This is a genomic window from Saccharicrinis aurantiacus, assembly GCF_001660705.2.
Classification (GTDB): Bacteria; Bacteroidota; Bacteroidia; order Bacteroidales; family Marinilabiliaceae; genus Saccharicrinis; species Saccharicrinis aurantiacus.
Genome location: NZ_LYBV02000021.1, coordinates 36,560 through 63,383, shown reverse-complemented (window position 1 = coordinate 63,383; position 26,824 = coordinate 36,560). Strand labels below are relative to the sequence as shown.

General features: G+C 35.6%; 18 protein-coding genes. 1 reads left to right on the top strand and 17 read right to left on the bottom strand.

Translation table 11 applies throughout. From position 1 onward, the window contains the following. Positions 1–4: 4 nt before the first annotated feature. The 17 genes from A8B35_RS08435 to A8B35_RS08355 form a co-directional block, all read right to left on the bottom strand. Positions 5–1,594, bottom strand: coding sequence for a RagB/SusD family nutrient uptake outer membrane protein (locus A8B35_RS08435; RefSeq protein ID WP_083634377.1), 1,590 nt, complete (start codon positions 1,592–1,594; stop codon positions 5–7). Positions 1,595–1,607: 13 nt separating this feature from the next. Further along, entirely contained in the window at positions 1,608–5,138 is a 3,531-nt protein-coding gene (locus A8B35_RS08430; RefSeq protein WP_222844124.1) for a SusC/RagA family TonB-linked outer membrane protein, read from the bottom strand. Positions 5,139–5,364: 226 nt separating this feature from the next. After that, positions 5,365–6,531, bottom strand: coding sequence for a FecR family protein (locus A8B35_RS08425; RefSeq protein WP_075602688.1), 1,167 nt, complete (start codon positions 6,529–6,531; stop codon positions 5,365–5,367). Positions 6,532–6,705: 174 nt separating this feature from the next. Beyond that, positions 6,706–7,260 (bottom strand): RNA polymerase sigma factor, encoded by a 555-nt coding sequence (locus A8B35_RS08420; protein ID WP_075602687.1) that lies wholly within the window; start codon positions 7,258–7,260, stop codon positions 6,706–6,708. A 490-nt stretch (positions 7,261–7,750) separates the two neighbouring features. Next, on the bottom strand, positions 7,751–9,964 hold the full coding sequence (locus A8B35_RS08415) for a peptidase U32 family protein (RefSeq protein WP_075602686.1): 2,214 nt from the start codon (positions 9,962–9,964) through the stop codon (positions 7,751–7,753). Between the two features lie 98 nt (positions 9,965–10,062). Continuing rightward, positions 10,063–11,499, bottom strand: coding sequence for an immunoglobulin domain-containing family protein (locus A8B35_RS08410; protein WP_075602685.1), 1,437 nt, complete (start codon positions 11,497–11,499; stop codon positions 10,063–10,065). A gap of 654 nt (positions 11,500–12,153) precedes the next feature. Beyond that, entirely contained in the window at positions 12,154–12,855 is a 702-nt protein-coding gene (locus A8B35_RS08405; protein WP_075602684.1) for a HesA/MoeB/ThiF family protein, read from the bottom strand. 63 nt (positions 12,856–12,918) lie between these two features. After that, entirely contained in the window at positions 12,919–14,031 is a 1,113-nt protein-coding gene (gene thiH, locus A8B35_RS08400; protein WP_075602683.1) for a 2-iminoacetate synthase ThiH, read from the bottom strand. A 175-nt stretch (positions 14,032–14,206) separates the two neighbouring features. Beyond that, positions 14,207–14,980, bottom strand: a complete 774-nt coding sequence (thiG, locus tag A8B35_RS08395) for a thiazole synthase (protein ID WP_075602682.1) — start codon at positions 14,978–14,980, stop codon at positions 14,207–14,209. Between the two features lie 25 nt (positions 14,981–15,005). Beyond that, positions 15,006–15,734 carry a hydroxymethylpyrimidine/phosphomethylpyrimidine kinase gene (locus tag A8B35_RS08390; RefSeq protein WP_083634375.1) on the bottom strand — a complete coding sequence of 243 codons (729 nt, stop codon included), beginning with the start codon at positions 15,732–15,734 and terminating at the stop codon, positions 15,006–15,008. A 3-nt stretch (positions 15,735–15,737) separates the two neighbouring features. Then, positions 15,738–17,492, bottom strand: a complete 1,755-nt coding sequence (gene thiC / locus A8B35_RS08385; RefSeq protein WP_075602681.1) for a phosphomethylpyrimidine synthase ThiC — start codon at positions 17,490–17,492, stop codon at positions 15,738–15,740. A gap of 77 nt (positions 17,493–17,569) precedes the next feature. After that, positions 17,570–17,770: a sulfur carrier protein ThiS gene (gene thiS / locus A8B35_RS08380; RefSeq protein WP_075602680.1), complete on the bottom strand. Its 201-nt coding sequence runs from the start codon at positions 17,768–17,770 to the stop codon at positions 17,570–17,572. Between the two features lie 181 nt (positions 17,771–17,951). Beyond that, positions 17,952–21,038: a PAS domain-containing hybrid sensor histidine kinase/response regulator gene (locus A8B35_RS08375; protein ID WP_075602679.1), complete on the bottom strand. Its 3,087-nt coding sequence runs from the start codon at positions 21,036–21,038 to the stop codon at positions 17,952–17,954. Positions 21,039–21,098: 60 nt separating this feature from the next. Further along, positions 21,099–21,899 carry a molybdate ABC transporter substrate-binding protein gene (gene modA / locus A8B35_RS08370; protein ID WP_075602678.1) on the bottom strand — a complete coding sequence of 267 codons (801 nt, stop codon included), beginning with the start codon at positions 21,897–21,899 and terminating at the stop codon, positions 21,099–21,101. A 117-nt stretch (positions 21,900–22,016) separates the two neighbouring features. Continuing rightward, entirely contained in the window at positions 22,017–23,093 is a 1,077-nt protein-coding gene (locus A8B35_RS08365; protein WP_075602677.1) for a lysylphosphatidylglycerol synthase transmembrane domain-containing protein, read from the bottom strand. Between the two features lie 55 nt (positions 23,094–23,148). Beyond that, positions 23,149–24,210 carry a DUF2157 domain-containing protein gene (locus tag A8B35_RS08360; protein ID WP_075602676.1) on the bottom strand — a complete coding sequence of 354 codons (1,062 nt, stop codon included), beginning with the start codon at positions 24,208–24,210 and terminating at the stop codon, positions 23,149–23,151. Positions 24,211–24,274: 64 nt separating this feature from the next. Beyond that, positions 24,275–25,546, bottom strand: a complete 1,272-nt coding sequence (locus A8B35_RS08355; protein WP_075602675.1) for an MFS transporter — start codon at positions 25,544–25,546, stop codon at positions 24,275–24,277. Between the two features lie 156 nt (positions 25,547–25,702). Here A8B35_RS08355 and A8B35_RS08350 point away from each other — a divergent pair, with 156 nt between their 5' ends. After that, on the top strand, positions 25,703–26,473 hold the full coding sequence (locus A8B35_RS08350; protein ID WP_083634374.1) for an arsenate-mycothiol transferase ArsC: 771 nt from the start codon (positions 25,703–25,705) through the stop codon (positions 26,471–26,473). Positions 26,474–26,824 lie beyond the last annotated feature (351 nt).

Sequence of the window (26,824 nt, the reverse complement as noted above, 5' to 3'; positions counted from 1 at the left end):
TATTTTACAAGTCATAGGTTGCTGTTATGTAATCATTGTCTGAATAATTCAGTGGTTCACGGGGGTTGGGCTCTATACCATTATTAAGCGCGTCCTGTGGTATTTGAACGGCTCGTCGTGGATCGTTAGGTGGCAATACTAAACTAACGCCACCGAATATTTCGTGCTCTATTTGGAAGTTATAGCGTTTAATATCGAACCATCGCAAACCATCATGAAGAAATTCTCTGTGTCGGATATCTAGTACCGATTGAATTAACAACTTATTCTCTTCAGGGATATTAAAACCTGGGTTTAGATCGGCATGAGGCCTATAACCATAATAGGTTTCTAAATACTCTGGTATAGAACCAGGATATGGACAATGTGAATCTACCCATAAGTTTAAATCGGCAATACCTTCGCTTGTTTTACCAGCCATAATTAAAGCCTCTGCACGATTTAGTAAAACCTCTTCGCCTGTGAAGATAGGTTGCATTATATAACCAATTCCTGTATTCGCACCAGGATAGGAGTATTTAAATTTTTCATCCCATTTTGGCGTAAACCAAATATCAGCTCCCATGTTGTAAATATTTTTCATGGCATAGGTTCCTGTATTAATATATGTTCCGGAACCTACTTCTTGACCACCACCCCAAGGGTGCAAACCACTGTAATAACCATAAAAATAATCGCGCTTTTGAACGGTTACTCCATATTGGTTTCTTGTATATGCACGGGCCCACCATGATGCTGATCCCATCATAAGTAAATTAGCATTATCAGTGGAACGTGTGTACATTTCAAGAAACTCATTCGGCGTATAGGTGTCGTAAGTTTCCCAGTCTCTCATATATACCAAAGGATTATCACCCAAAGCAATATTGGCGTGTTCAATACACTTTTCCCACTCGCCTTTATATAAATAAAACCTTGAGGCAAATACATTCGCAGCCTGAATAGTAAAATGATACTTGGGTACTGTATAGGCAGTATTTGAAAGCATACTTAAACCCTCGGTAAGGTCATTTTCTATTAACTCATAAACCTTGGCAACTGACTCACGTTTGTAATCCGCTAAAACTGTTACCTCAGGATCTGTGGCATAAGGAACACCTAAATCACTTTCTGCAGTGTTGGCATTATAGTGTTGCGAGAATATATTTACCAACATAAAGTGACTGTATGCGCGACATAGTAAAGCTTCTCCTTTATAAGGTAAAAGTTCATCAGTACTTCCTAATTCATCAATAGCTTCCAATGCATGATTGGCAGCTGCGATAGCAGAATAGCAAGCTGCCCAAAATGCAGCTGGTGTATCTTGATTTAGATCTATAACAGGCTCCCATTTGTAAATATCTTTATTCCAAACTTGCATTGAAGTATAGGCCGGTCCAAGATCCGTTACATTATCACTCATTAATTCAGCCATCTCAATATGTGAACTATTGGGATAAGCGGTTACTAAAAGTTTGGCAACGGTTTCTACATTATCAATTTCAGTTCTATTATCTGGTTGTTGATCTAAAAAGTCGTTACAAGCAACCATGTTAAAACCTAGCCAAAAAACAAGGCTTATAGTCTTAATATTATGTATTAAGTTTTTTCTCATCTTCGATTCTATTTTATAATCCAACACGTAGGGTTAATGTAAATTGCTTAGGCACAGGCATAGCTACACCTCCTGAACGTACAAACTCGGGATCTTGTCCTTGTAAATCTTTATCGGCATAAATTAAGAATGGGTTCAGTGCCTGAAAACGCACTGAGGCTGATGCTAAGCCTAACTTCTCAATAACTTCTTTTGATAAATCGTAGTTCAACGATATTTCTTTCATACGAATAAAACCACCATCAGCAATACGCACCGTTGAAAAGTTATATGCATTATAGGCTACATTTAAATCAGCTATTTCTGCATCTTGTCTTTTAGAAGGTATTACAGGTATATCTGTATACTTCTCGTCTCCAGCAACTACCCACCTATTTTTAAATTCCTTTGGTGATGCATCTAAATCGGAATAAGAAGATGAGAAATACGGGTCTAAACGAATAACGTTTCCAAAAGAATAGGTTGCAAATACATTTAATTTAAAATTCTTATAACTAAATGCATTCCCAAAACCACCTGTTACAGTTGGATCTACCGGCCCCTCATATACTAAATGATCTAGATCGATGGTTTCCTGAAAGTTATGATCGGTTATGGTTGTACCACCATCATGCGTACCAAAAGTTGGTAAGCCTTCTCCATTTAATCCTTCAAAAGGCAGTGAGAATAATGCTCTTACCGGATATCCCTCAATGGCAGTTCCGTTACCCGAAACCAAATCCATCATATTAGGTGTATTGTCTAACTTTGTAATTTCGTTTTGAGCATAGGAGTAAGTAAAGTTCGTTGTCCAGGAAAAGCGCTCACTTTTTATATTGGTAGTAGTTAATGAAAGTTCAACACCACTAGATTTCATATCGGCATAGTTAGCTAACTTACTTACCTGACCTCCAACTCCTGAGGTTCTGATTAAACCAATTAAATCAAAGTTATTTCTAACGTAATAATCTCCTGATAAATTAATTCTGTTGGCTATAAAACCAGCATCTAAACCTACATTGAACTCATGCTTCTTTTCCCAAGTTAATTCGCTATTCTCAAGGTCAACAAGCAAAATACTACTTTCCTTATCACTAACTAAAGGGCGATATGTTGTTTGGTTACGAAAGAAAGCAGCTGCATTACTAGCAGGACCACGTTCGGCAGTTAAACTATAAGAAACCCTTGTGGTTAAATGACTCATTACAGGCTTAAGATATTTAAAAAACCTTTCTTCATGCATATTCCATGCGGTTGCAATATTCCAAGTAGGTAACCAACGTGATGAACGAGATTTCCCCATTTGATTAGAACCTTCATATCTACCAGTCAGGTTTAAAGAATATTTACCTTTATAAGCATAGGTACTTGTTGCAAAAAATGCAGTACTTCTATCATGTAGTAAAGCATGGCTATAATAATCGTTATTCCCTTCGATTTGCTGTTTCATTAAATTGGGATCAACAAAAGGGATTCCTCCCTGATCGAATTGATAACCCCACCCACGAAACCACGTGTTTGTTCTATCTGAAGCCCTAAGCTCTGCACCACCAAATAAGTTAAGACTATGTACAGCAGAAAAGGTATTGTTATAATTCAGAGTTCCACGTAAATCATATGATCTCATAGAATAGTTTTGAGTATCGTAAATACCCCCTACTGGTAAAACAACCATTGGCTGACCGTTAGGGTCATCTGGATCTGAATACAAATAACGGTTACTATCAATAACAAATTGATTACCAGCCGCACGATAAGCATTTGCTTGATTTGAATTTTCTTTGATACTATGCTCACGCTTAGTTGATGAGTAACGAAATGATCCTAAAGCTTTGGCTTGGAGTTTTGGTGTAACTTTATAGTCAATTTCTCCTTGATATTTAAGATCTGCCACATTGTACTCCATAAAGTTGTTCTCCAACTCATGAAGAATATTAAACTCTGTATAATTTCTTCTAAAGAACTCTCTTTGGCCTGTCTCAGCATCGTAAAGCGTCATGGCTCGCGATGTATTTAAAGCATAACTAAAAGGGTTAATATCAAAATCGCGCGAGAGTTGTCCTGCTACTACATCTACTTGTTGATTAAGTGTACCTGGCGCAAATTGATTACGGAATGAATTATTAGTTAAAAATGTAAGAGTTAACTTTTCATTTATATCATAAGCCACATTCATATTTGCCGTAAAGCGCTGAACTTCTGAAACTGGTGTCCAACCTGGATCGCCAAAATAACTAATAGAAGCGTATGTTCGTGCTTTATCGGTTCCGCTTGACATACTTATTGAGTGCGTTTGCATTGGTTTAGCACTAAATAACTCATTAAACCAATCTGTATTTGCCATTTCATATTGATTCAGAAAACGGGCTCTTGATTCAGGAGTATTTTCCAACATAAAAGAACCAGTAACTGGATTATAGGTGTTTATTTCGTTATACATTTTATTATAAACACCTCCATTTTGAGCTCTCGATATTTCAGCATGCCCTAGCCAACCTTTACGCTCTAGCTCAACATATACATCCATCTGATCTTGAGAATTCATAATATTGAAATCGGCGTAATTGGGTGTCATACGAGTGGTAAATTCACCCGAATAATTGAAGGTTGTCATACCTGCACTACCTCGCTTAGTGGTAATTACAATAACACCATTCATAGCACGCGCACCATATATAGAAGTTGCAGATCCATCTTTCAAAATTTGGAAACTTTCAATATCGTTGGCATTTAATCCGGCAATTGCGGAACTAATTAATGTTGCAGGATCTCCTGATGAAAGCTCATCTGCCCCAACATTAACTATATCCTCAAGGATAACACCATCAACTACCCATAAAGGTTTTTGATTACCATAAATTGAAGAGGCACCCCTTACTCTAATTTTAGGCGCTGCACCAAAAGTACCTGACGTATTTTGAACTGATACCCCTGCAGAACGCCCTTCAAGCATTCTACTAACATCGGGCATACCATCCAAACGAGCATCTTCAACTTTAACTTTATCGGTAGCCCCAGTAAAAAATCGTCTATCTACTTTGTGCATTCCCACTACTACCAACTCATCCATCATCACCGATTCCTCTTTTAAGTCACAGTTAATAATTGCTGAAGTGACAGGAATTTCTTGAATATCCATACCTATAAAAGAGAATTGCAAAATAGCGCCCTCTGTACTAACCTCAATAGAGTAATCGCCATCGAAGCTTGTAACAGTTCCATTAGCAGTTCCTTTTTCAACAACTGCTACACCTGGCATTAATTCACCAGTTTTATCATCTTTTACAATACCGGTAATGGTTCTTTTTTTGCTTTGCTGGTTAAGCGATGTATTAACTGCAAGTCTTTTTAATACTATTACATTGTCAATCACTTCATATACCAGACCTGTATTAACCAAACAGTTGTCTAATATATCTTCTACACTAACTTCTTCAAAAGAAACCTCATCGATAACAATACCAACTACATCGGAGTGATCGTATACAAAAGTAAATTCACTTGTATTTCGAATTTCTTTAAATACTTCGGTTAAAAGTTTATCCTTGCCTTTTACACTAAGCATATAATTTTCGGAGTAAACACTAGCGTTTACGGAGACAGAGCACATAAACAATAGCAGCAAATGCACTACAAAAGCAGGTGTTGCCAATCGAAACTTTCTTTTATAAAAGTTTTTTTGTTTAAATAATAACATAAATTTGTATAAGGTTTACATTATAGTTCCCCGCTCGGGAACTATTGAATTAATTAAATGGGCAAAAGTTGTTGGCGCAACTTTTGCTTTATTTTTATTTCATTACAATTACTTTATTTCCTTCCACATCAAAATCAACCTTTTGTGTTGCAGCTAAAATGTGTAACACCTTTGATATATCTTCATATCTTTTCACCTCAATACTAAAACGTTTTGTTTTTAACATTGGCGAATCATAACTTACATCTACATTATACCAACGTGCCAAACGTTCCATTATCTCAGAAAGTGGTTCTGCATCGGCATAGAAAACACCATCTTTCCATAAACTCATATTTCTGGCATTTACCTGATTAATTTCTATAGATTGATCTGTTCTATTAAAGACTACCTGATCATTTGGTTTCATAATTAAACCTTTGTTGGATTCGGTAGTTACCTTAACGCTTCCCTCTATTAATGTGGTAATTATATCTTGGTCTTCTTTATAAGCTTCTACATTAAACTCAGTACCTAAAACTTCTATACCAACACCATTGGCAGATATTTTAAATGGTTTATTTTTATCAGGATGAACATCAAAATACAACTCTCCGCTAATCCATACTTCTCTTGTATTACCTGTAAACTGAACTGGATATTTTATTTCTGAGTCAGAGTTTAACCACACCTTAGTACCATCAGCTAAAACCAATTGATACTCTCCGCCACGAGGTACTTTAATCGTATTATAAATCGTTTTTTGAGCAATTTTATTAGATTGATCATATTTTATCAAACCTTTATCGTTGCTAATAAGCGTACCATCTGATTCACTGATAACGCCCTGCTCTATATCACCTAATTGAACCGACTGACCATTATCAAGAAGTAATATTGCTTTATTAGAAACTGGCTTAATTTCTTCTGATTTTGCAATTGTTGTTTGCTCGGGCGTGCTATCCCACAATAAAAAAGATGCACCCAAAATAATGATGGCAGGTATTACTACTGCGGCAATCTTTTGAAAACTTAAACGAACTCTATTAAATCGCGAAGCACTGCTCTTTCGCAATACATTTTGTAATGCAGCGTTGGAATCGTATTTCTTTATTCCTTGCTGAAATACTTCCAAGCCATTTCCATTCAGCAATTCTTTGTAGGTATTATTATTGTTAGACTGCTTACGCCAATTGCCTATATACTGCATCTCATCTGCACTCAGCTCTTTCTCCTGAATACACTTTGTAATAATATCGGCTATTTTAAATTGTTCTTTCATAAATCAACAATAGGTTTTTAGGCGCTTCTATAGTTAAGACATGCGTTTATAAAAAAGTGGGTACAAATAATTTCATTTTATCGTAAAAAAATGACTTTTAATTACAATCAAGAAGCAATTTGAAGTCAGAAAGCCAATAAAATGACCGTTATCAGATAGAAAAAGCGATTAATATCAGGGTATATAGTTGAACAGTATTGCGAGCACATATGTAACATTACCCAAATGCTGCTTAAGCATCATTTTCGCTCTCTTACGCTGCGTTTTAACAGTTTCAACAGACAATTGAAGATCCTCTGCAATCTCTTTTGATGTAAGACCATCTAACACCAAACGAAATATTTTTTGCGTTTGAGGAGGTAGCTTTTTTAACGCTTCATTTAATTGTCGGTAAACCTCTGTTCTAATAGCTGCATCAATATAGTTGTCTTCATTATCTATACCATCAGCATTATCAGCTTCGTATTTATCACGAACCAACATGTGCTTATTATAATTAATACATTGATTCTTTACCGATCGATACAAATAAGATCTTACATCATTAAGTTCTTCGTTATTGCGTATTTTATTTAATAACCTTAAGAATACATCCTGCACCAAATCTTCAGAAGCTTGATCATCAGACACAAACCGAACGGCATAACTCACCAAAGCCCCATAGTATTTATGGAAAACATCCTCGTAAGTAGAACCTTCAAATATGCGCTTATGATTTATACTTTTCACCCTTCGGATTATTAATACAGATACAAGAATACAAAAAACTATTATTTCAATACAAAAGCAATTAAATGGTGATTAATTAATTGAATGCTTAATAAATGACGAATAGTTGCTCAAGAGATTACTATATAAAATAGTCGATATTAAAAGTATTAATCTTCTGGAACTGGAATATTCTTATAGCCAATAATAAAATCCGATGTGAATCCTGTTTTCATCTTGGAGTGATGAAAGCTTGCGGTATGATTATGTTTTCTGTTTACAAGCATAAGGAGTATGTGTGCTTATTATTATCTTTAATTAGCTCGCCAAATATAACTATTTAAATCAAATTGAAAATGTTAAAAAATCATCTATTTTAATTACACCCCCTTAATTACACCACTTACACAAAATAATAGCCTCTTAAATATAAAATACCCCCTAAAAAACCGAACAACAAACTACTTAATAATAATACAACTATAATTTATTAACTCATATTATTGTAATCCTACAAACCAACCCTATATTGATGGTCTGTGGTGTTTCTAGAATATGCTGCTAACAACTGATCCTCCATTAATCCATCAGTAACTAAGCCTTTAAAACTTTCGATAATGGACTGCATATTTTCATTAGGTTCGAGTTGAGTTAGATCAATCATATAATTATCGAACAGACCATTACAATCCTTGAGCACATCAAAATTCAAATAACGTGTATTAGAAAAAACACGATGATGATGCCCTTTAGATTTGATAATATGAATAAGCTCCTTTTTCTCGTTCTTTACCCTTGCTTTTCTATTACACGTTGGTAAGCACTGTTCGTTCATTTCGGTTAAACGGCAAGCACTGGCCTCATGTATTAAACACTGACGGCTAGTCATAAGCAATATGGGGTGATAAATACTGAATGATAGTTGAAAATCATCAGGCTTGCGGATTTTTCGTAATTGCTGTCGATTCATTTCATTAGATAAGAATGCGCCTTTACAGCCACTCATTTCGCTAAGCGCCTTTAAGCTAAATGAATTACTTAAGTTAAAATAAGGTCCGGCTATCCAATCAATTCCCTGCTCCATTGCTATACTTGCAATACCTGAGTTATTTGTTACAAGCACATTGGGTTTTACAACTGATAAGAATTCTTTAGCTGCCGTAAAATCTTCTCCAATTAAAATGGATGGGAAATATGGGATTAGTTGATCATACTTTATAAATACATCGCATAAATTCTTTAGCCCACTTTTCATGGCACTTGGCATATCGAAATAATACACTACTCCCGGGATAGGAACAAAATTGCTGATATCATTAATTAAAACCGATAGTGTTTTATTTTTATTTATAGCTTGATGCTTCTCAAGCGTAGGAAGTTCTATATTAGGAAGTGTAGCCGAATTGTTTATAAGCTTATTCAGTAAAAACTTTTTAAAGGCATTTATTTCTTTAAAAGGAATATATACCCCATTCTCTAACTCCGTATCATCAATTTCAGTAAGCTTGTATTCTGTTTCTTCAATACCTTTTAAGCGCCCACGAAGAAGGTGTTCTGATACTACTTCCTTACCCTCTTTCAATAATAAAGACGCACTCTTAAACTGAAATAAACCGTTAGGTGTTTTACAAATAAACTGCAAACACTCCCCTACCTTCCCTAGTAGTTTTATGCTAATGGGTAATTTATCAAAAGAGAGACTACTAATCTCTTTTGCAATTTTATTTTTTGCCGCATCCTTATTATTGTAAAACCTAAGCTCGGCTTGTTCTACCTCACTTTTAGTAGCATCACGAAGTCCTTTATGTAAATGCTTAATTGAATAATCTCGCGGATTACTAATAAACATCTGCTCCCCCATTTTGCCTGATAAAAAGCCTGTTGTAAAATCTCTATTAAAAACCTTGTACAAATTCTCCTCACCATTTTGTGAGCTTATTTTATTTGCCATACGTTTCCTGTAGGTATCTACAACAGTATAAACATAATCGGCTTTTTTAATACGGCCTTCAATTTTTAACGAATCGGCACCAGCATCTATCAACCCATCTATATGATGAATAGCTGCATTGTCTTTTAAATTGAATATATAAGATTGCGTATTACTATTTAATTGGTATTTACTCCGACAGGGCTGACTACACTTTCCTCTGTTACCTGAGTTTCCGCCATAAACAGAACTAAAATAACATGCACCCGAAAAAGAAATGCATTGAGAACCATGTACAAATATTTCAGTTAAAATACTCTGCGAGTGTGCACTTTCGCACATCTCTTTTATTTCGGGTAAACTTAACTCACGGGATAAATTAATCCTACTTACTTTTAAGTTTTTCAGAAAACTGATTTGCCCCTCGTTATGTGTGGTTAATTGTGTTGATGCATGAATATCAAAATTTGGGAAGTATTTATTTAAGATATAAGCCAAACCAATGTCTTGAATAATTAATCCGTCAATTGGCATGCGATATAACTTGTTTAATAGGATAAACAACGAAGGTAATTCCCCATCGAGCAATAATATATTAAGAGTGATAAAGACTTGACAATTATTTTGATGTGCTACTCGAAGGATACCATGTAAATCATCAATAGAAATATTGGCTGCTCTATTGCGGGCATTAAACTTATCTAGTCCACAATAAACAGCATCGGCACCAGCAAGTATTGCTGCTTTTATGGCATCTTTATCACCACCAGGGGCTAACAACTCAACATTTCTCACGCACTTATCGTATTAATTCCGTGCAAAGAAACAACATTAGTTAGTATTAACCTTAACTCATAAGCTACGAAAGAAGAAAATACGTAAGGATAAGCCAATTATTTATCCTCTCCGGTTAATTTATTTTCCCATTTTTTGGCAATATCGTTAACAAAAGGAACAGAAATACCCACAATAAAACGCCACCTGTTCCAATTAACTTTAGAATATTCATCGGGATCTACTATCGACCCTCCATTTCCATCCGGGAAGTCGATTGGACGCTCCATCTTGTAGCTCGATGTAGCTAAAGTAGCCCCTAAGGTTATATCTGCTTTCTTTAAGTTAAGTACTATACCACCACCAAAATGGTTAATATCTGAAGTAAACGTTGAAGCCTTAAGGTACATACTATTATCATCCAGATTCTGATTTTCCTCAGTGGATGCTGAATAGTCGGTTGAGTAACTTATATAGCCATTAACACGTTCGCTGAACACAAAATTATAACCTATCCCGAAATTAGTAACAGATTCTAAGTGATCGTACAATACAGGCGTATAGCTCAAATTGTTACTTTGTCCAATAAACTCAGTGCCTTGCATTAAATTATATTGGTCTATGCTCGTATAATATTCGGCACTTGCCATAAGTGTACCACCAAATAACTTATAACCGAAACCAACAGCTACAGACATAGGGGTTTTAAAAGTACTTTGAACACCTTTCTGAAGATTTCGAACGTAAATTTCATCACTCCCAGGAATCGCTGAAAAGTATTGCTCGTATCTAAAACTTCCACTTCCTGACAAGCCCATGGTGGGCGTTGTAAAAGTAATGCCTATATCAAGTTTCTCATACTTTGCTGCACCTGCAATTTTAAACAACAATCCATAATTACTAAAGCTGTAGCTTTTACGGTTATAATAAGTAGCAACATCTTCATTATTGTAGGCCTGAAGTTGAGATGTGCTCTTAGATTCCTGATTACGTATGGTTACAAAACCTGTTACGCCAACACTATACCTTTTATTTTTACTATAAGACCAAGTTCCTCCTATCCACTCTTCGGTAAACTGTTTACTAATACCTAGCTCTCCACTAAAATATTCATCGCCAGGCAAGGGGTCAATTAAACTTCCGTAGGCATCAGACATCCCATTTAAGTTCATATTCATACGCCTACGTGTTAAAAAAGCATATGCAAAATTATGGTTATCCCATCCTTTGATAGAAAATGTACCGGCAACCAAACTTGGCGCTCCTCCAAAATCGCTACTATTTTGCGATGCCCCTGCATTATCTCCGGTTGCATTGGCAACATTGAGTTTATTCAGTTCATATACTTTACCACTAATTACAAAAGCGGCATTATCAATAAGAGCTAAACGTGCCGGGTTATAATAAACTGCTCCTAAATCTTCAACCACTCCTACTACAGAGTTACTAAGTAACATAGATTTTGTACCAAACTGCTCGGTCCAATAATGCCCATCTTGAGCAATGGCTAATTGAATAAGGAGAGATAGCGATAGAATTAATTGAATCTTTTTCATGATGTAGGGGTTTAAGCATTAACATAAATGATCAATAAGGGATTACTTATCAATTTAAAATATGATGTAATATATCGTTAGCTACTAGTAAACTTATTATTAATCAGTAGGAATAGCAAATACAATGATTAATAAAATTGGTGTAATTTTCGAGATAAATATATTTACTTCAAGACAAGTGTTTTAATTTCAAATGGGAACACAACAAATAAAAGGTATTTGGCATAAAGGCTTAGAGCTCACCCCATCCTTTAGTTCTTTCTATTAATGGTGTGATGAAAAATATAACAATCACCATCGTTATAGATTAATGTTTCGTATTAAAAGAGTTGTTATTACACAACTAGTTTTAAATACCCATCTCATTTTGCGGCTTACATAGTACTATATTTTGTAAGCGGCGCAAAAGGGAAGGCTACATAAAACTATAAAAACGCTTATGGCAAGAATTTGACCTATACATAGTACTGTATAGGCCATGGGGCAAGAATTTAGCCCATACATAATTCTATATATTGGCTTCTGCCTGAAATTAGGGCAATAAACAGTACTATATATGACTTCTGGCAAGAATTTGGCCCATATATAGAACTATATAATACCATCCCAAACACTACCTTACAATAAAAGGTAAGTTCAGTTACTGAAACATCATCAATACTTTAACTGGTGTATCTTATTATTTAAGCCATTATAAATAAACAATTTGTTAGCTGCTACCTCGCCCACTTCAGAAGCAATTTTTATGACTTCCCAGCCCATATAACTGCCAATTACACCGGGTAAAGCCCCCATTACGCCTAGTACTTTTCCGCCATCGGCATTACTGTTTGGAAACAAATCGGCGTAAGCCATACTACCTTTGTAATTAAAAACGGTATACTGACCTTCGTACTCACCAATGGAACCATGAACAAAAGGTAGTCCGAGTTCTTTGGTGTACTTATCTATAAGGTAACGCGATTTAAAATTATCGGTGGCACCAACCACCATATCATACTTAGCTATAATCGCTTTCGCATTTTCCTCGCTCAAAAACTCGGTATATACCTCAAAGCTTACATCGCTATTTAGCGCAGCCATTTTTTTCGCAGCCAATTCGGCTTTATATTGTCCAATCTCAGCTTCAGTATATAAAATTTGGCGTTGCAGGTTAGATAAGCTCACCACATCAGCATCAATAATACCAACATTTCCTATGCCTGCACCCACAATATATTGCAAAACGGGACAGCCTAATCCTCCGGCTCCTACAACCAATACATTTGCTTTTAAAAGCTTTTCTTGAGCAGCTTCGCCAAAATTAGGCAGTAATATTTGTCTGTTATAGCGTTCCTTTTGTTGTTCTGTAAGCATGGCGGTAATTGTTAATGGTAAATCCTGCCTGTTGGCAGACAGGTGTAAATTGTTAATGATGAACTAAACAGTAAAACAAGCATCCCAATCTTTCCAAACAGCTTCGTAGCCCTGAGCTATAATCATTTGAGACACCTCCGCTGATGAGCGTGAATCTGATACTTCAAATTGCTTTAATTCCTTATCAGGATTGGCATAACCTCCTGGCTCAGTTTTACTGCCAGCACTCATGCTAGTAACGCCTAGTTTAACCATATTGTTTCTGAAAACCGGATTCTCGCGCGTACTTAACGAAATCTCTAATTCCTGATTAAATATACGATAGGCACAAATGAGTTGCACCAACTGTTTATCGTTAACAATACTATTGGGCTCAAAACTTCCGGCATGTGGGCGCAATCGTGGAAACGAAATACTGTATTTAGTTTTCCAATATTTTTGCTCTAGATAATTTAAATGTAGCGCAGTAAAAAAGGTATCGGTACGCCAATCTTCTAGACCTAGCAAACAACCTACCCCAATTCTATGGATCTCTGCTTCTCCCAATCGATCAGGCGTTTCTAATCTATAATTAAAATCAGATTTTTTCCCTTTAGGATGATAAATAGGATAGCGTGCTTTATTATAGGTCTCTTGATAAATATAAACGGTATTTAGGCCTTTTTGCTGCATTCTCTCGTAATCGGGCACATCCATAGGCGCAATTTCAACCGAAATATTGGCAAAAGAATCGCGCAATAAATCAACCACCTCGCTAATATAATCAATACCACAGGCCTTCGGATGTTCTCCTGTTACCAAAAGAACATGCTCAAACCCCATCTCTTTAATAATGGCAGCCTCTTGCAAAATCTCCTCTTTACTAAGGGTAACCCGGTTAATCTTATTTTTACAGTTAAATCCACAGTAAATACATCCGTTGGCACACTCGTTTGAGAGGTATAGCGGAATATACATTTGCATGGTTTTACCAAAACGCTTCAGCGTGAGCTGATGACTTTTTTGAGCCATCTGTTCTAAATATGGTTCGGCAGCAGGCGATATAAGCGCCTTAAAATCCTCCAGCGTAGGAGCTGCGCTTTGTAAGGCACGCTCCACATCGCTTGAGTTTTTTTGTAGGATAGAGTTTTGTACTTCGTCCCAGTTATATTGTTGATGTACTTGTTTAAACGACATCTTTTTGGTTTTGAATAATGGTTCTTTAACTATTTCATTGCAGCATTACGCTTTGCGCCTCGTCATGGTGAGGAACGTGGCCATCTCAAGGCGCCCTATTTTACATCTCGCCTTGAGATCGCTTCTTTCATCGCGATGACGCAATATTTTATGAAATAGCTGTTCATATTGAAGCTTACATTTCATTTAAAAAGCTAGTAAGCGGACTGCTGGCCTCTGCTTTAACACGCACTGCGCCAGGTCCTGAAAGGCGAGCCATTCGTCCGGCTTCAACGGCCATTTTAAAGGCACGTCCCATCTGAATTGGATCATCAGCAACAGCAATTGCAGTGTTAACCAAAACCGCATCAGCACCTAATTCCATGGCTTCAGCCGCATGCGAAGGCACACCAATACCTGCATCTACAATTACGGGCACATTACTTTGTTCCACAATTATTTGGATGAACTCCCTTGTTTTAATGCCTTGGTTACTCCCTATTGGAGAGCCCAATGGCATTACTGCTGCCGCTCCTACATCTTCAAGTTTTTTACATAAAACCGGATCGGCATGAATATAAGGCAACACCACAAAGCCCAACTTTGCCAATTCGGTACAAGCCTTAAGGGTTTCTTCACCATCAGGTAATAAATATTTTGGATCGGGATGAATCTCAAGTTTAAGCCAGTTGGTTCCCAAAGCCTCGCGTGCTAATTGTGCTGCAAAAACGGCTTCCTTAGCATTGCGCACTCCACTAGTATTTGGCAATAAATGCACACCCGGAATATTTAAATGCTGCAGCATATCATCTACTCCAGTTTTAACATCTACTCGCTTTAAAGCCACTGTTACCAACTCCGACCCTGAAGCTGTAATAGTATCTTGCATGGTTTGATTTGATGCAAATTTACCCGAGCCTGTAAAAAGGCGCGATGTAAATGTTTTGTCTGCTATTGTAAGTTTATCCATCGTAATATTTTTTATAAGGCCTAACCTAATGCTTGTGCCAACCAATATTTATATCAGTACTTAAAATGAATTTTTCAACATAACTTTTCCCTTTCTTACAGGCTATTTCTAAGGAGTTACCTAGTGCAACATTTGCAGCAATTGCCGCAGATAATACACAGCCTGTACCGTGCTTACTTGCCCCGCCGAACGACTCTCCCTTAAATACAAATACTAAGCCTTCGCTATACAAAATATCAGTCCCTGGGTTTTGATGATGCCCGCCTTTTAATAGGTAGCTACAAGCATACTCATCATTACTTGATAAGCCAATGGCATCAAACTCGGGCTGATTGGGTGTGATTAAATACAATTGATTTAAGAGCGATTGAATATCTTGCTTTTGTATTTGATGAAAGGGGAATCCTGAACTACTTTTTAATATGGGATCCCAAATAATTTTGGTATCCCTATTATGTTTTTTGATCAGTCTAACTATTTCATTCAAGACATCAATATTCTCTATCAAACCAATTTTTACACACTCAATATTGTAAGCACCAAACAGTACATTTATCTGTGCTTTAATCTGATCAACATCCACCCAAGTAACCGCCTTAAAGCTTGCATCATTTTGAATTGTAATAGCCGAGACTACTGACAATCCATAAACTCCGCACTGTTCAAAAGTTTTAATATCACTTGTTAATCCGGCTCCAGCCGATGGATCGTGCCCAGCAATACTTAGTACATATGTTATGTTATTATTTTTCAATGCTTATGAATTACTTTCAGCTTTCGCTTTCATTTTTTCACGCACCTCGTAATTTGCTTTCATTGAACAGAAATGCTCACCACACATTGAGCAATAATGCGATTGCTTTTGCTCCTCATCTGGTAAGGTTTCATCATGATCACAGATCGCTTTCTCAGGATCTAAGGCCAAAGCAAACTGATCGTGCCAACGGAACTCAAAACGAGCTTTACTCATGGCATTATCACGAATCTCAGAACCAATAAATCCTTTGGCTAAATCGGCAGCATGAGCAGCTAATTTATAAGTTACAACACCTGTGCGGACATCTTCTTTATTGGGTAAGCCTAAGTGCTCTTTTGGCGTTACGTAACAGAGCATTGATGTGCCATACCAAGCAATCATGCTTCCTCCAATGGCCGAAGTAATATGATCGTAACCCGGAGCAATATCAGTAACTAGAGGCCCTAATGTATAAAATGGTGCATCGTGACAAAGACGTTGTTGCTCTTCCATATTCTTTTTAATCAGGTGCATTGGCACGTGACCTGGTCCTTCAATAATTACTTGTACATGATGTTTCCAAGCTACTTTGGTTAATTCGCCTAATACCTTAAGCTCACCAAATTGCGCTCTATCGTTGGCATCGTGTATACTTCCTGGGCGCATGGCATCTCCTAAAGAAACGGCCACATCGTATTTATTTAATATCTCACAAATCTCTTCGAAATGTGTATAAGTAAAGTTCTCTTTTTCATGAGCAGTACACCATTTGGCCATTATAGATCCACCACGTGAAACTATGCCTGTTGTTCTTTCAAGGGAAGTACCAACTAAGTCTTTCAATATCCCTGCATGGATGGTAAAATAGTCAACTCCTTGCTCACATTGCTCAATTAGAGTATCCTTATAAATTTCCCAAGATAAGTCTTCTGCAACCCCATTTACTTTTTCAAGTGCTTGGTATAAAGGTACAGTTCCCATTGGTACGGGAGAATTACGGATAATCCACTCACGTGTTTCGTGAATATTTTGTCCAGTACTCAAATCCATAATAGTATCTGCTCCCCAACGGAAAGCCCAAACTGCCTTTTCAACTTCCTCGCCAATACTTGATGTAGTTGGTGAGTTACCTATATTGGCATTAATTTTCACCAAGAAGTTTTTACCAATAATCATTGGCTCTGCTTCGGGGTGATTGATGTTACCCGGAAGAATTGCTCTACCTGCAGCTATTTCATCACGTACAAATTCAGGTGTAATAAAATCAGTGTGAGGCTCAATTCCATTGGCTTTGTAATACTCTTCGCACTTCTGATTTTCACGGATAGCTACATACTCCATTTCTGGCGTAATAATCCCTTGTTTGGCGTAGTAATATTGCGTAACAACTTTGCCTTCTTTTGCTCTAAAAGGCTTGGTGCGATGGTGCTCAAAGCGGATGTTATCCAATTCCTTATCTTCAAGGCGAGCTTTGCCGTATTCTGATGTTTTTTCTTCCAATACATCAACATCTCCTCGTCCTAAAATCCACTCTTCCTTAATTTTAGGAAGCCCTTTGTTAAGGTCTATCTGATAATTTTGATCGGTATAAGGACCTGTAGTATCATATACTGTTATTGGTGTATTTGACGTTCTGTTACCATCTGCATCTTTAGTTGATGACAAACGGATTTCACGCATTGGTACAAGAATATTATGAATTTTTCCTGGTACAAATATCTTTTTTGATTTTGGAAAGGAACCGGTAGTTACCTTTAGAATTTCTTTAGTATCCATTATTTTGTTTGTAGGTACGTTATTTTCTTAATAGTGGTTAGTTTTTAGTCAGAAGTCTGTAGTGGAGGACTATTGAATTATCCACCTTTAGTGGCAGAAATAATCAGAACTTCATCGTTCTCTTTAAGAGATGTTGATTGCCAATTTTGTTGCTGCACAATTGCGTTATTTACAGCAATAGCCAATCCTTTAGTTTGGAGATTGAGCGTAGTGATAACATCCGAAAGTAATGCTCCATCAGAAACATTATTCTTTTCATCGTTAATAAAAATTACCATAATACTTTATTTAAAATATATGGTACCCGCAAAAAATATCTGAGTAAATCATAATCCCTTCGCAGCATTACCTGCGCAGGTTCTATGGGTATAATCTCAGCCCGTTTTATTAAGGCACCCCGTTAAAATCGATGACAAATATAGAAAATAATATAGTGTAAAAACTACAGCTTAGTATGTTTTATAACCATTTGTCGAGCAAGCTAGAGAGGAGTTCCATTTTAACAGGTTTACCAATGTAATCATCCATTCCTGCATTAATACAAATTTCTCGGTCTCCTTTCATAGCATTGGCTGTCATTGCAATTATTGGAGTTTTCACCCCTCGCTTACGCAACTCTTTTGTAGCATCAAGTCCATTCATTATTGGCATTTGAATATCCATAAGTAATAGGTCGTAGTCATTATCACCATCGCAAACCATATCTACACCCTCTTTACCATTATTGGCAATTGAAATTCTCAAATCCAACTTTGATAGCATCTTTTGAGCAATTTTTTGATTAATCAAGTTATCCTCAATTAATAATACTTTTTTATCTTTTACCCTCTCTTCAAATGATACTTTATCAAGCGATTCAGTACTTACTTCATTTCTAAACAAATCATCAATTGAGTTGAATAACATAGTGTGTTTCAATGGTTTCTTTATTAGTTTATCTATCCTTTTTTCTTCCCAAACTGTTTTCCAATTATTATCAGAACTAAATATTATAATTTTTAGTTTAGGATAATTAGCATTCAGGTTACTTAAAAATACATCACCATCATTGCTAAACACATGCGCATCAATAAGTACCAAATTATATTTATTGGTCTTTATTGTTTCAAGAGCAGATTCTTCATCACTGCAAATATCCGATGATAATCCCCAATTGTTTAATGCCTTAACCAACAGCAACACATTGGTTTTATGATTATCAACAACCAAGGCATTAATGTTATTAAATCTATTGAGGTATTGCTCTTCTCCATCCTGATTTTTTTCGATTGCGAATGGCAATGTAAAGTGAAATATAGATCCTGGATTTTCTGAACTCAAAGCAAAATTAGGATTTGGACTCTCCGCCCAAATCTGACCACCCATTAATTCAATAAGCATCTTTGAAATACTTGTTCCTAGTCCTGTTCCACCAAACTTACGTGTAGTTGAGCCATCGGCTTGGGTAAACGATTCAAATATCTTTTCGAGTTTCTCCTTTGGAATTCCAATACCTGAATCTTCAACTGAGAAGTGTAAGGTAACTTCTGATTCAATTTGTTGTTGCATTTCAACCTTAAGAACCACTTCTCCTCCGGCAGTAAATTTAACTGAATTGCTTAATAAATTAATAAGGACTTGTATAATACGACTCTCATCACCAATTAAAATATTTGGAATGGTTTGCTCAACAGAACTAATTAACTCAATACCTTTTTCATTGGTTTTAAAGGAAATTTGATCGATTAAATAGTCAATTGTAGAACGAATATTAAACGGAAATGGCTCAATATTCATTTTACCAGCTTCGATTTTCGAGAAATCTAAAATATCATTAATAATATTCAGAAGATTCTCACACGAGCGACTAATGATATTTATAATATTACTCTGTTCCCCAGTTAAAGGCGTAACAGCAAGTAATTCAGTTGCTCCAATCATGCCATTCATTGGAGTACGAATTTCGTGACTCATGTTAGCCAAGAATTCTGATTTTGCTTTGTTGGCTTCTGCCTCTTTTTGTTGTACCTCCTTTTGAGCACTTATATCCATAAATGCCTCAAGGTAAACCTCATCATTATTAAGCTTTATCGGTATAATATTCTTAAGAATCGACCTAGAAACATTATTCTCTTTTACATGAATGGTTTCTTCTAAAACAGAAATTACTACATGCGTAGATGGATTAGAAACCAATTCTTCTTTTTGGGTAATAAAGACTTCTGAATAGTTGGAATCTTTCATACCTTCAATAACTTCCTCTTGATTACTATACCCCATTATTGAGGCAGCGGTATCATTAGCTTGAATAATAGACCTATCCTTATTAACAATTAATATCCCTACAGGTAAGTTATCGATAATTGTTTTCATTGAATCTATCGATTCCTCTAAGGATTCCGTAAGGTTTCTTTTTTCAGTTATATCTTCTTTTATGGCAATAAAACTTGAGATTGTATTACGCTGATTCATTACCGGAGAAATCAATACTTTCTCCCAATATGAGGCTCCATCTTTGCGTTTATTATTGATCTCTCCAACCCAAATATTTCCTTCTTGTATAGTTTGCCACACATGAGGAGGCATAACATCTGAGCCATTTGAAATAAAATCAATTCTACCTGAATATACTTCATCTTTAAAATACCCAGTTATTTCTTCAAAGCCCTTATTCACATACTCAACATTACCTTTAGTATCAGTAATCATTATACTTATGGGACTTTGTTCCACCGCTTGAAGCAACTTATTGTTACTTTCTTCTGCCTTTCTTCGGTTTATGATAACTTTTTTAATTTGGATAATAAGTAAATAAGTTAACAGTATCGCTGCAAGAGAAAATATAAATAAACTCAGGTATTTTATTTTTGTATACCTTTTCTCTTTTTCAATAAAGGTATTACTTAACTCCAGTACATTTTTACTTATATCGTAAGATATTTTATTTTCTATTTCACTAATACGTTGAAATAAACTTTCAGATTGCTTTACATAAAATTCAACCGTTTGATGATACTCATCAATTTCCATTGTTAGCTCAATAAGATTAGGTTCTATAAGGGCTCCTATTTTATTCGAAAGAAGTTTTATATCTCGTAGTTTAGGTAATAATTCTCTAATCTCAGATATGGTTCCTAGGAATTCATCTTCGTTATGCTCTGATATGATAGTAATATTCTCTTGCTCTTGTAAATTAACGGGGATTTCTGTTATCAAGGTTCCTCCTTCGTCAAGAATATCAATAATATTATAACACTCGTGGATAAGCTTTTGAATAGAGTTTTGTGTGTTGGTTAGTTTTTGAGGATGTTTGATACTTGCAAAATCTTTAAAATGAAGATTTAGCAACAATATATTCTTATTTAAGACACGCTCAATTTGTTGTTTTTGCTTTTGATTCTGAATTACATTTCTGTAGGTATCAATATACGTTTTATCAAAATATGACTCAACAACAATAATAGTGATAATGGTAAGCAAGAAGATCCCTAAAAGCATATATAGCTTTAAGACAATAGGTTCTCCAAAAATTTTCTTATTTTTTTTAGCTTTAAATGGATTTATCACAGTTTGTTTTTTATAAGGCTTTTACTAGCTCAATATTAATATAATTTAACTAATTAAGCATTAAAAAACAATCGACTTCTGTTGAGTAACGCCATATTTTTTAAAAATTATTCTAGCTCTTTCTCCTGCTATATAGTTAAGGAAAACTTCGGCAAGATGAATATTCTTAACAGACGATAAAAGACCTACATAAACCTCCGGTGGCGATTCATCACTTTTAGGTATTGCTATAATATCTAGTTCTGATGCATAAATATTGCTATAAATATCGCTTCTCCAGCTAATAGCCACTTGTGCTTGTTTATCGTAAACACTTTTAATAAGCCCTCTTGAATCAACTGATAAGGAAACTACATTATCTAAAAGGTTATTATAAACGTCCTCGTTATTCAGTATTTTTTGTGTTTCGTAACCCAATGAGCTTGTTTCAGGGTTTGCGATAATTATAGCTCTATTATTAGCTATTAAAGACTTTAAATCGCCACTATATTGATTAGGGTTATGCCTCTCCACCATTAAAACAATAGGATTATAGCCAATAAATACAGAGTCGGTAATTAAAATATTATGTTTTTCTCTTAAAGCTGTAAAACCATTTTTAGATCCTGGCATATATAAATCTCCTTTAAGGGAATATTGAATTAAACTAATCAGATTTTGAGAACAGTCATTATGAATAATTATTTCGCAATTCCAGATGTCTTCAAATTCACTTTTAAGTTCCAATAAAGGTTGCACCATAGAATTTTCGCAATAGATCAACAACTCCTCTGGTTCATCAGAAACTGATTGTTCTTTGCTAATTCTTTTACAATGAATTGTAAATAAAAGTACGACAACTATGCCGGTTATATATCTCACAAGCTTACATTTTACTATTGCAGTTAAATTAACTACATAATCAAATGCAAGTTACGACAGAAATGAGCAGAAGAACACAGATTTTATCATTATAAACCTACCATTAATCAAATACAATTACCCTTTAAGTAGGTATTTACGAACCCATGGGGGAACAATGATGGCGCCAATCAATAAATATGGATAGTAACTAATAGTACGCCACAGAAAAGCCATTGCAGTTCCTGTTCCGTCTGGAATATAACCTTGTAAGAATTCTTTAAATACATACTCGGCAAAACCGCTACCTCCTGGCGTTGGGCTAACTAACATCATTATCCACATAATTAGTTGCTTACCAAATACAAGAATATGGTTGGATAAATCGAGGTACTTTATACCGAAAACAGCAATAATGAGTGTATTTACAATCCAGTAACGCGACACCCAACTTATTGAGGTAGCCATAAACGCTTTTAACCATTCTTTTAATGGCCACTTTTTAAACTCTGTAGACGTTAGGATTAACTCATTGCCAACATTATTGGCTTCAGGGCGCCACTTACGAATAATTGGAAGTTTAAACACCCAAAGCAAAAATGACTTTAGTCCTCGCGGATTTAAGAATAATCCGTAAGCAATAAATAAAGTATAGAGTACCTTTAAACCATAGCCCGTTAATGAGAATAGTAGAAACTGATTTTTATACCATACTATGCTGCTGACCTCTGAAGCACCAAAGGCAAAAATATCACTTCTACCTATAAATAATATTACCATTGGAAAGGCTAATACGAAAAATAGTTCATCCAAAAAAGAAGTCACCATAACAATGCCTGTACTCCTGCCCAACTTAATGCCTGCTTTGTTCAAAAAGAATATAGCAACACTAGTACCACCAATGGCGGATGGTGTGATTGCGGAAGTAAACTCCCAAAGCATTATAATTTGAAATGATTTACGCCAATTTAAAAGACCTCCTGATAAAAGTCGGATACGAATAATATATCCAAAATCGCGAACCACCATCAATAAAATAGAGATAAAAACCCATAGGAATGTACTACTGGTAACCTTAATGGCGCTTAAACTACCTGGTTCATACTCTTGATACAGCATGTAAGCAGAAATACAAAGACCTATTAAGATGGGCCAAATGACTCTTGAGGGTCGTATGCTACGAATTATTTTTGCTGAATTGTCTTTATCTTTCATGGATTACTGGATCGCACTTTGGTTTATAAATCTATGAAATAATACTGATATAAACTTATGATTGATTTCTAATCATTTTATCAATTAGATTTACATTCCATATTCTTTCTGCATTTCTACCAATTACCCAGAAAGATAAGGCAAGTATGATGAAAAAGATTGATTTATGGGTGAGATCCCAGAAATATTCAAAATAACGTGTATATAAATTAATCAATAGAAAAGTTATTCCGAAGCTCCGAGTTAAAACATCGCCATTTTTTAAACCAATTAGAATGGCAGCAATACTTGAAATACCAAATATTACAGCCCACGATAACAATTCTATTTGTTTTATCTGATGCCAACTTTCTATATCAGGCGTATTTCCAAAGATAGATAAGATCCATAAGGATATAAAAAAGTAAGATAAGCCGATTGTATAAGTATCCTTTTTTAGAGGCTTTAACAATTTGGAATAGTTGAACAGATAACTTAACGATGCTAAGACTAAACCAAAAATCACAAACCTTAAAGGATAATTCATACCCAAATAGTAAGCGCCCCATTCTGAGACGTATCCTGTTTCTGTGCCAAACCAAGCTCCTAGGGATAATAGAGAAAAAATCCAAACAAGATTGGAAGGAAAACTAACTCCGATTATTGCATATATAGTGGTGCCTAGTAAAAATAGAATTGAAAAATGACCACTACCATTATCTAATGCATTTCCTAAAAATGTAATTGCAGTTGCAGTTGATAAAACCGCTAACATAATTACAAACTCATTGCTAAAAATCTTATGTGGATTTTTTAGTCGTACCTTATATGCCCAAGCATAAAAGCCAAGTGCAGCAAACGCAAAAAAGATACTAAACGCTAAATCTGATGCTTTAAATAATTGCTCAATGAATTTAAGTAGAAAACTATCGGCAAAAACGGAGCTAATTGAAATAACTATGCAAATAATGGATATTAAAAAGGAATATCCAGCTAACTTTTTCCAATTAAACGATTTTACCTCTAGCGTATCACTGAGTTGTCCTTTAGTTTTTTCATCGATTAAATTATGCGTGTGCCAATTGTCAATTAGTTGAGCTATTAGTTTGCCCTGATTTTTATTAAGCTGTACTTTCATAAATCAGAATTGAGTGATTATAGGTTGATGAACAAAAATAGGAATTATTGATTAAGCCATTCAACTATTGCGGATTATCTGCTTTACGCGCCGCAAACAATAGAACTCCTAAAGCAACTAAACCTAATAATGCTATTACTGAATAAGTATTAAATAGTTTAAATGAATAACTAAATAATAAGGGACCAAGAGCACTTGAAAAAACAATCATTTGCATATATACGCCAGAAATAGCACCTAAATGCTTACGGCCATAAAAACGCGGCCAAGTAACTGCAGTAAGTACAGCAAACACACCACCCATTAATCCGGCTCCCAATACTAACATATAATATCCTAGTGAGGTATTTAAAATACCAACGCCAACTGAGGTAACAATTCCGGCAATGATCATTAAAAACAATAGTTTCTTCAATTTAATTACATCACTCAGGGCATTAAAAATGATTGATGTAACAACAGAAAGTATTGATATGGGAACGAAAATAGAGAGTGCTTCAACTTTTGTTAAGCCAGCACTTTTAAAAATAGAAACAATATGAAAAGTTAAGCCCGTTATGAAATAACCATTAAATGATAACATTAAACTATACACCCAAAATGCACGTGTTTTAAGTGCTTCCTTTTTCGTAAAATCAACAGTAAGCTTGTTTGCTCCATCAGCATTACTCTTCTTGAGCCAATTCCCATCGGGTTTTAAACCCATTGATTCCGGTGAATCTCTGTAGAAAATCGCAATTAAAATGGCCATAACAAAAAGTAATATACTCATATTAGACCACGCTTGCTGCCACCCACCATGTTCAATTAGCATATTAATCCATAAGGGAGAAATAGAAAATCCCAAAGAAACAGCCACTGCACTTATGGCATTAACTCTTCCTCTATACTGATCAAACCAAAGCATAATCATGTTACGCGAAGCCATAGTTAGAATTCCTTGGCCTGTAAACCGGAGTAAAAAGAAACAAAATAAAATAACCGCAAATGGCACTATCCAAGTGGCCTCGCTTCCTTGCAAGCTACTACTTATTACCGCCGACTTAGAACTTAAAAACAAGGCTACAGACAAACCCATGGCAGCACCAAAGGCTACCCTTCGTGCACCATACTTATCGAACCATTTACCTGCATATCCTAGTAAAAATGAACTCAAGATAGTTCCAATTGTATAGGCCCAACTAAACTGATTTCGAGTTAAGCCAAGTGCATCCTTAACGGGATCGGTAAAAGTGCTCACTCCCATGGTTTGGCCTGGTATACTTGCCCAAATACCGAGCGTACCCATAATCACTATGACAATTCCGTAGAAAAAGGTAGATTTATTGTTCTTCATCTTAAGTTTCTTTATTTCAAGCACTCAAAGATATACATAAAACACAATGTACAATTCGGTAATATCTTGCCGAATTAATAAAGCTTAACTTTTAATTAATATACTGTGTTGAAATACTTTTCTATTTTCGCTGCTTCAATGAAAAACATAAATAATATGAAAACTCTAGTTATTGCATATGCAGTTATATGCATCAGCTTATTAGCCTCATGCAACTCATCAAGTAATAAAAAAGCGAGTGACAAATGCTGTAAAAAGGAAGAAACCGCTTGTTGTAAAAAGGAAAAAGATACTTATTGCTCATCTGACAAAGTGGCCTTTTACCCTGAAATTGAAAGTTATATCAATACTATTGTAGCTGATTTTGATAAAATTAGCGAAGAGCGCAAAGAAACTTTAAAGCAGTTAGCTGCTAAAATTACTGAAAACCCTGAAGCTGCTAACCTTACATTCATCTGTACACATAATTCACGCCGAAGTCATATGAGTCAATTATGGGCACAAACTGCAGCTGCTTATTATGGAATCGAAAATGTGAATTGTTACTCAGGAGGTACAGAGGCAACAGCATTTAACCCAAGAGCTATTAAAGCAATGCGTAAAGCTGGAATGCATATTGAGCAGACTGACGAAAATACAAACCCATTGTATTTAGCCAGCTATGCTAAAACTGCAAATCCTATTAAGGCTTTCAGCAAAAAATACGACGATAAAATGAACCCAAGCTCTAATTTTATTGCGGTTATGACTTGCTCACATGCTGATGAATCTTGCCCAGTGGTACTTGGCGCCGACGACAGAATTGCGGTAACTTACGTTGATCCTAAGGAAGCTGACAATACACCAGCCGAAGAATCTCGTTACGACGAGAGATGTCAACAAATTGCGACAGAAATGTTTTATGCCTTTTCTCAAGTAAAAAGCTAGTCACAAAAAAGTTGGCTAAAATGGGCTAAACCTTAGTCCTTATTTATACACTTTGCACCTTTTCTAGGTAAAGGCTTTGGTATTGGCTCGCATTTAAGCCATATCTATTACAGATTAAACTCAGACCAAACTCACGTTAACGTGAGTTTGGTCTGAGTTTAACTTGTGTTTAATACGAGCCAACCATAAACATTACTCGACTAAATCTTTAGGCAAGTACATTGATTTACACCATCCCCCTCCATCTTCATCTACTGCAACTTTTATTTTTAGCATCGTTAAGGATTATTCTCTTACAAAATTCTAACACAATTCTCACATAAGTCACTCAAACCGTGAGTAAAAGCGATA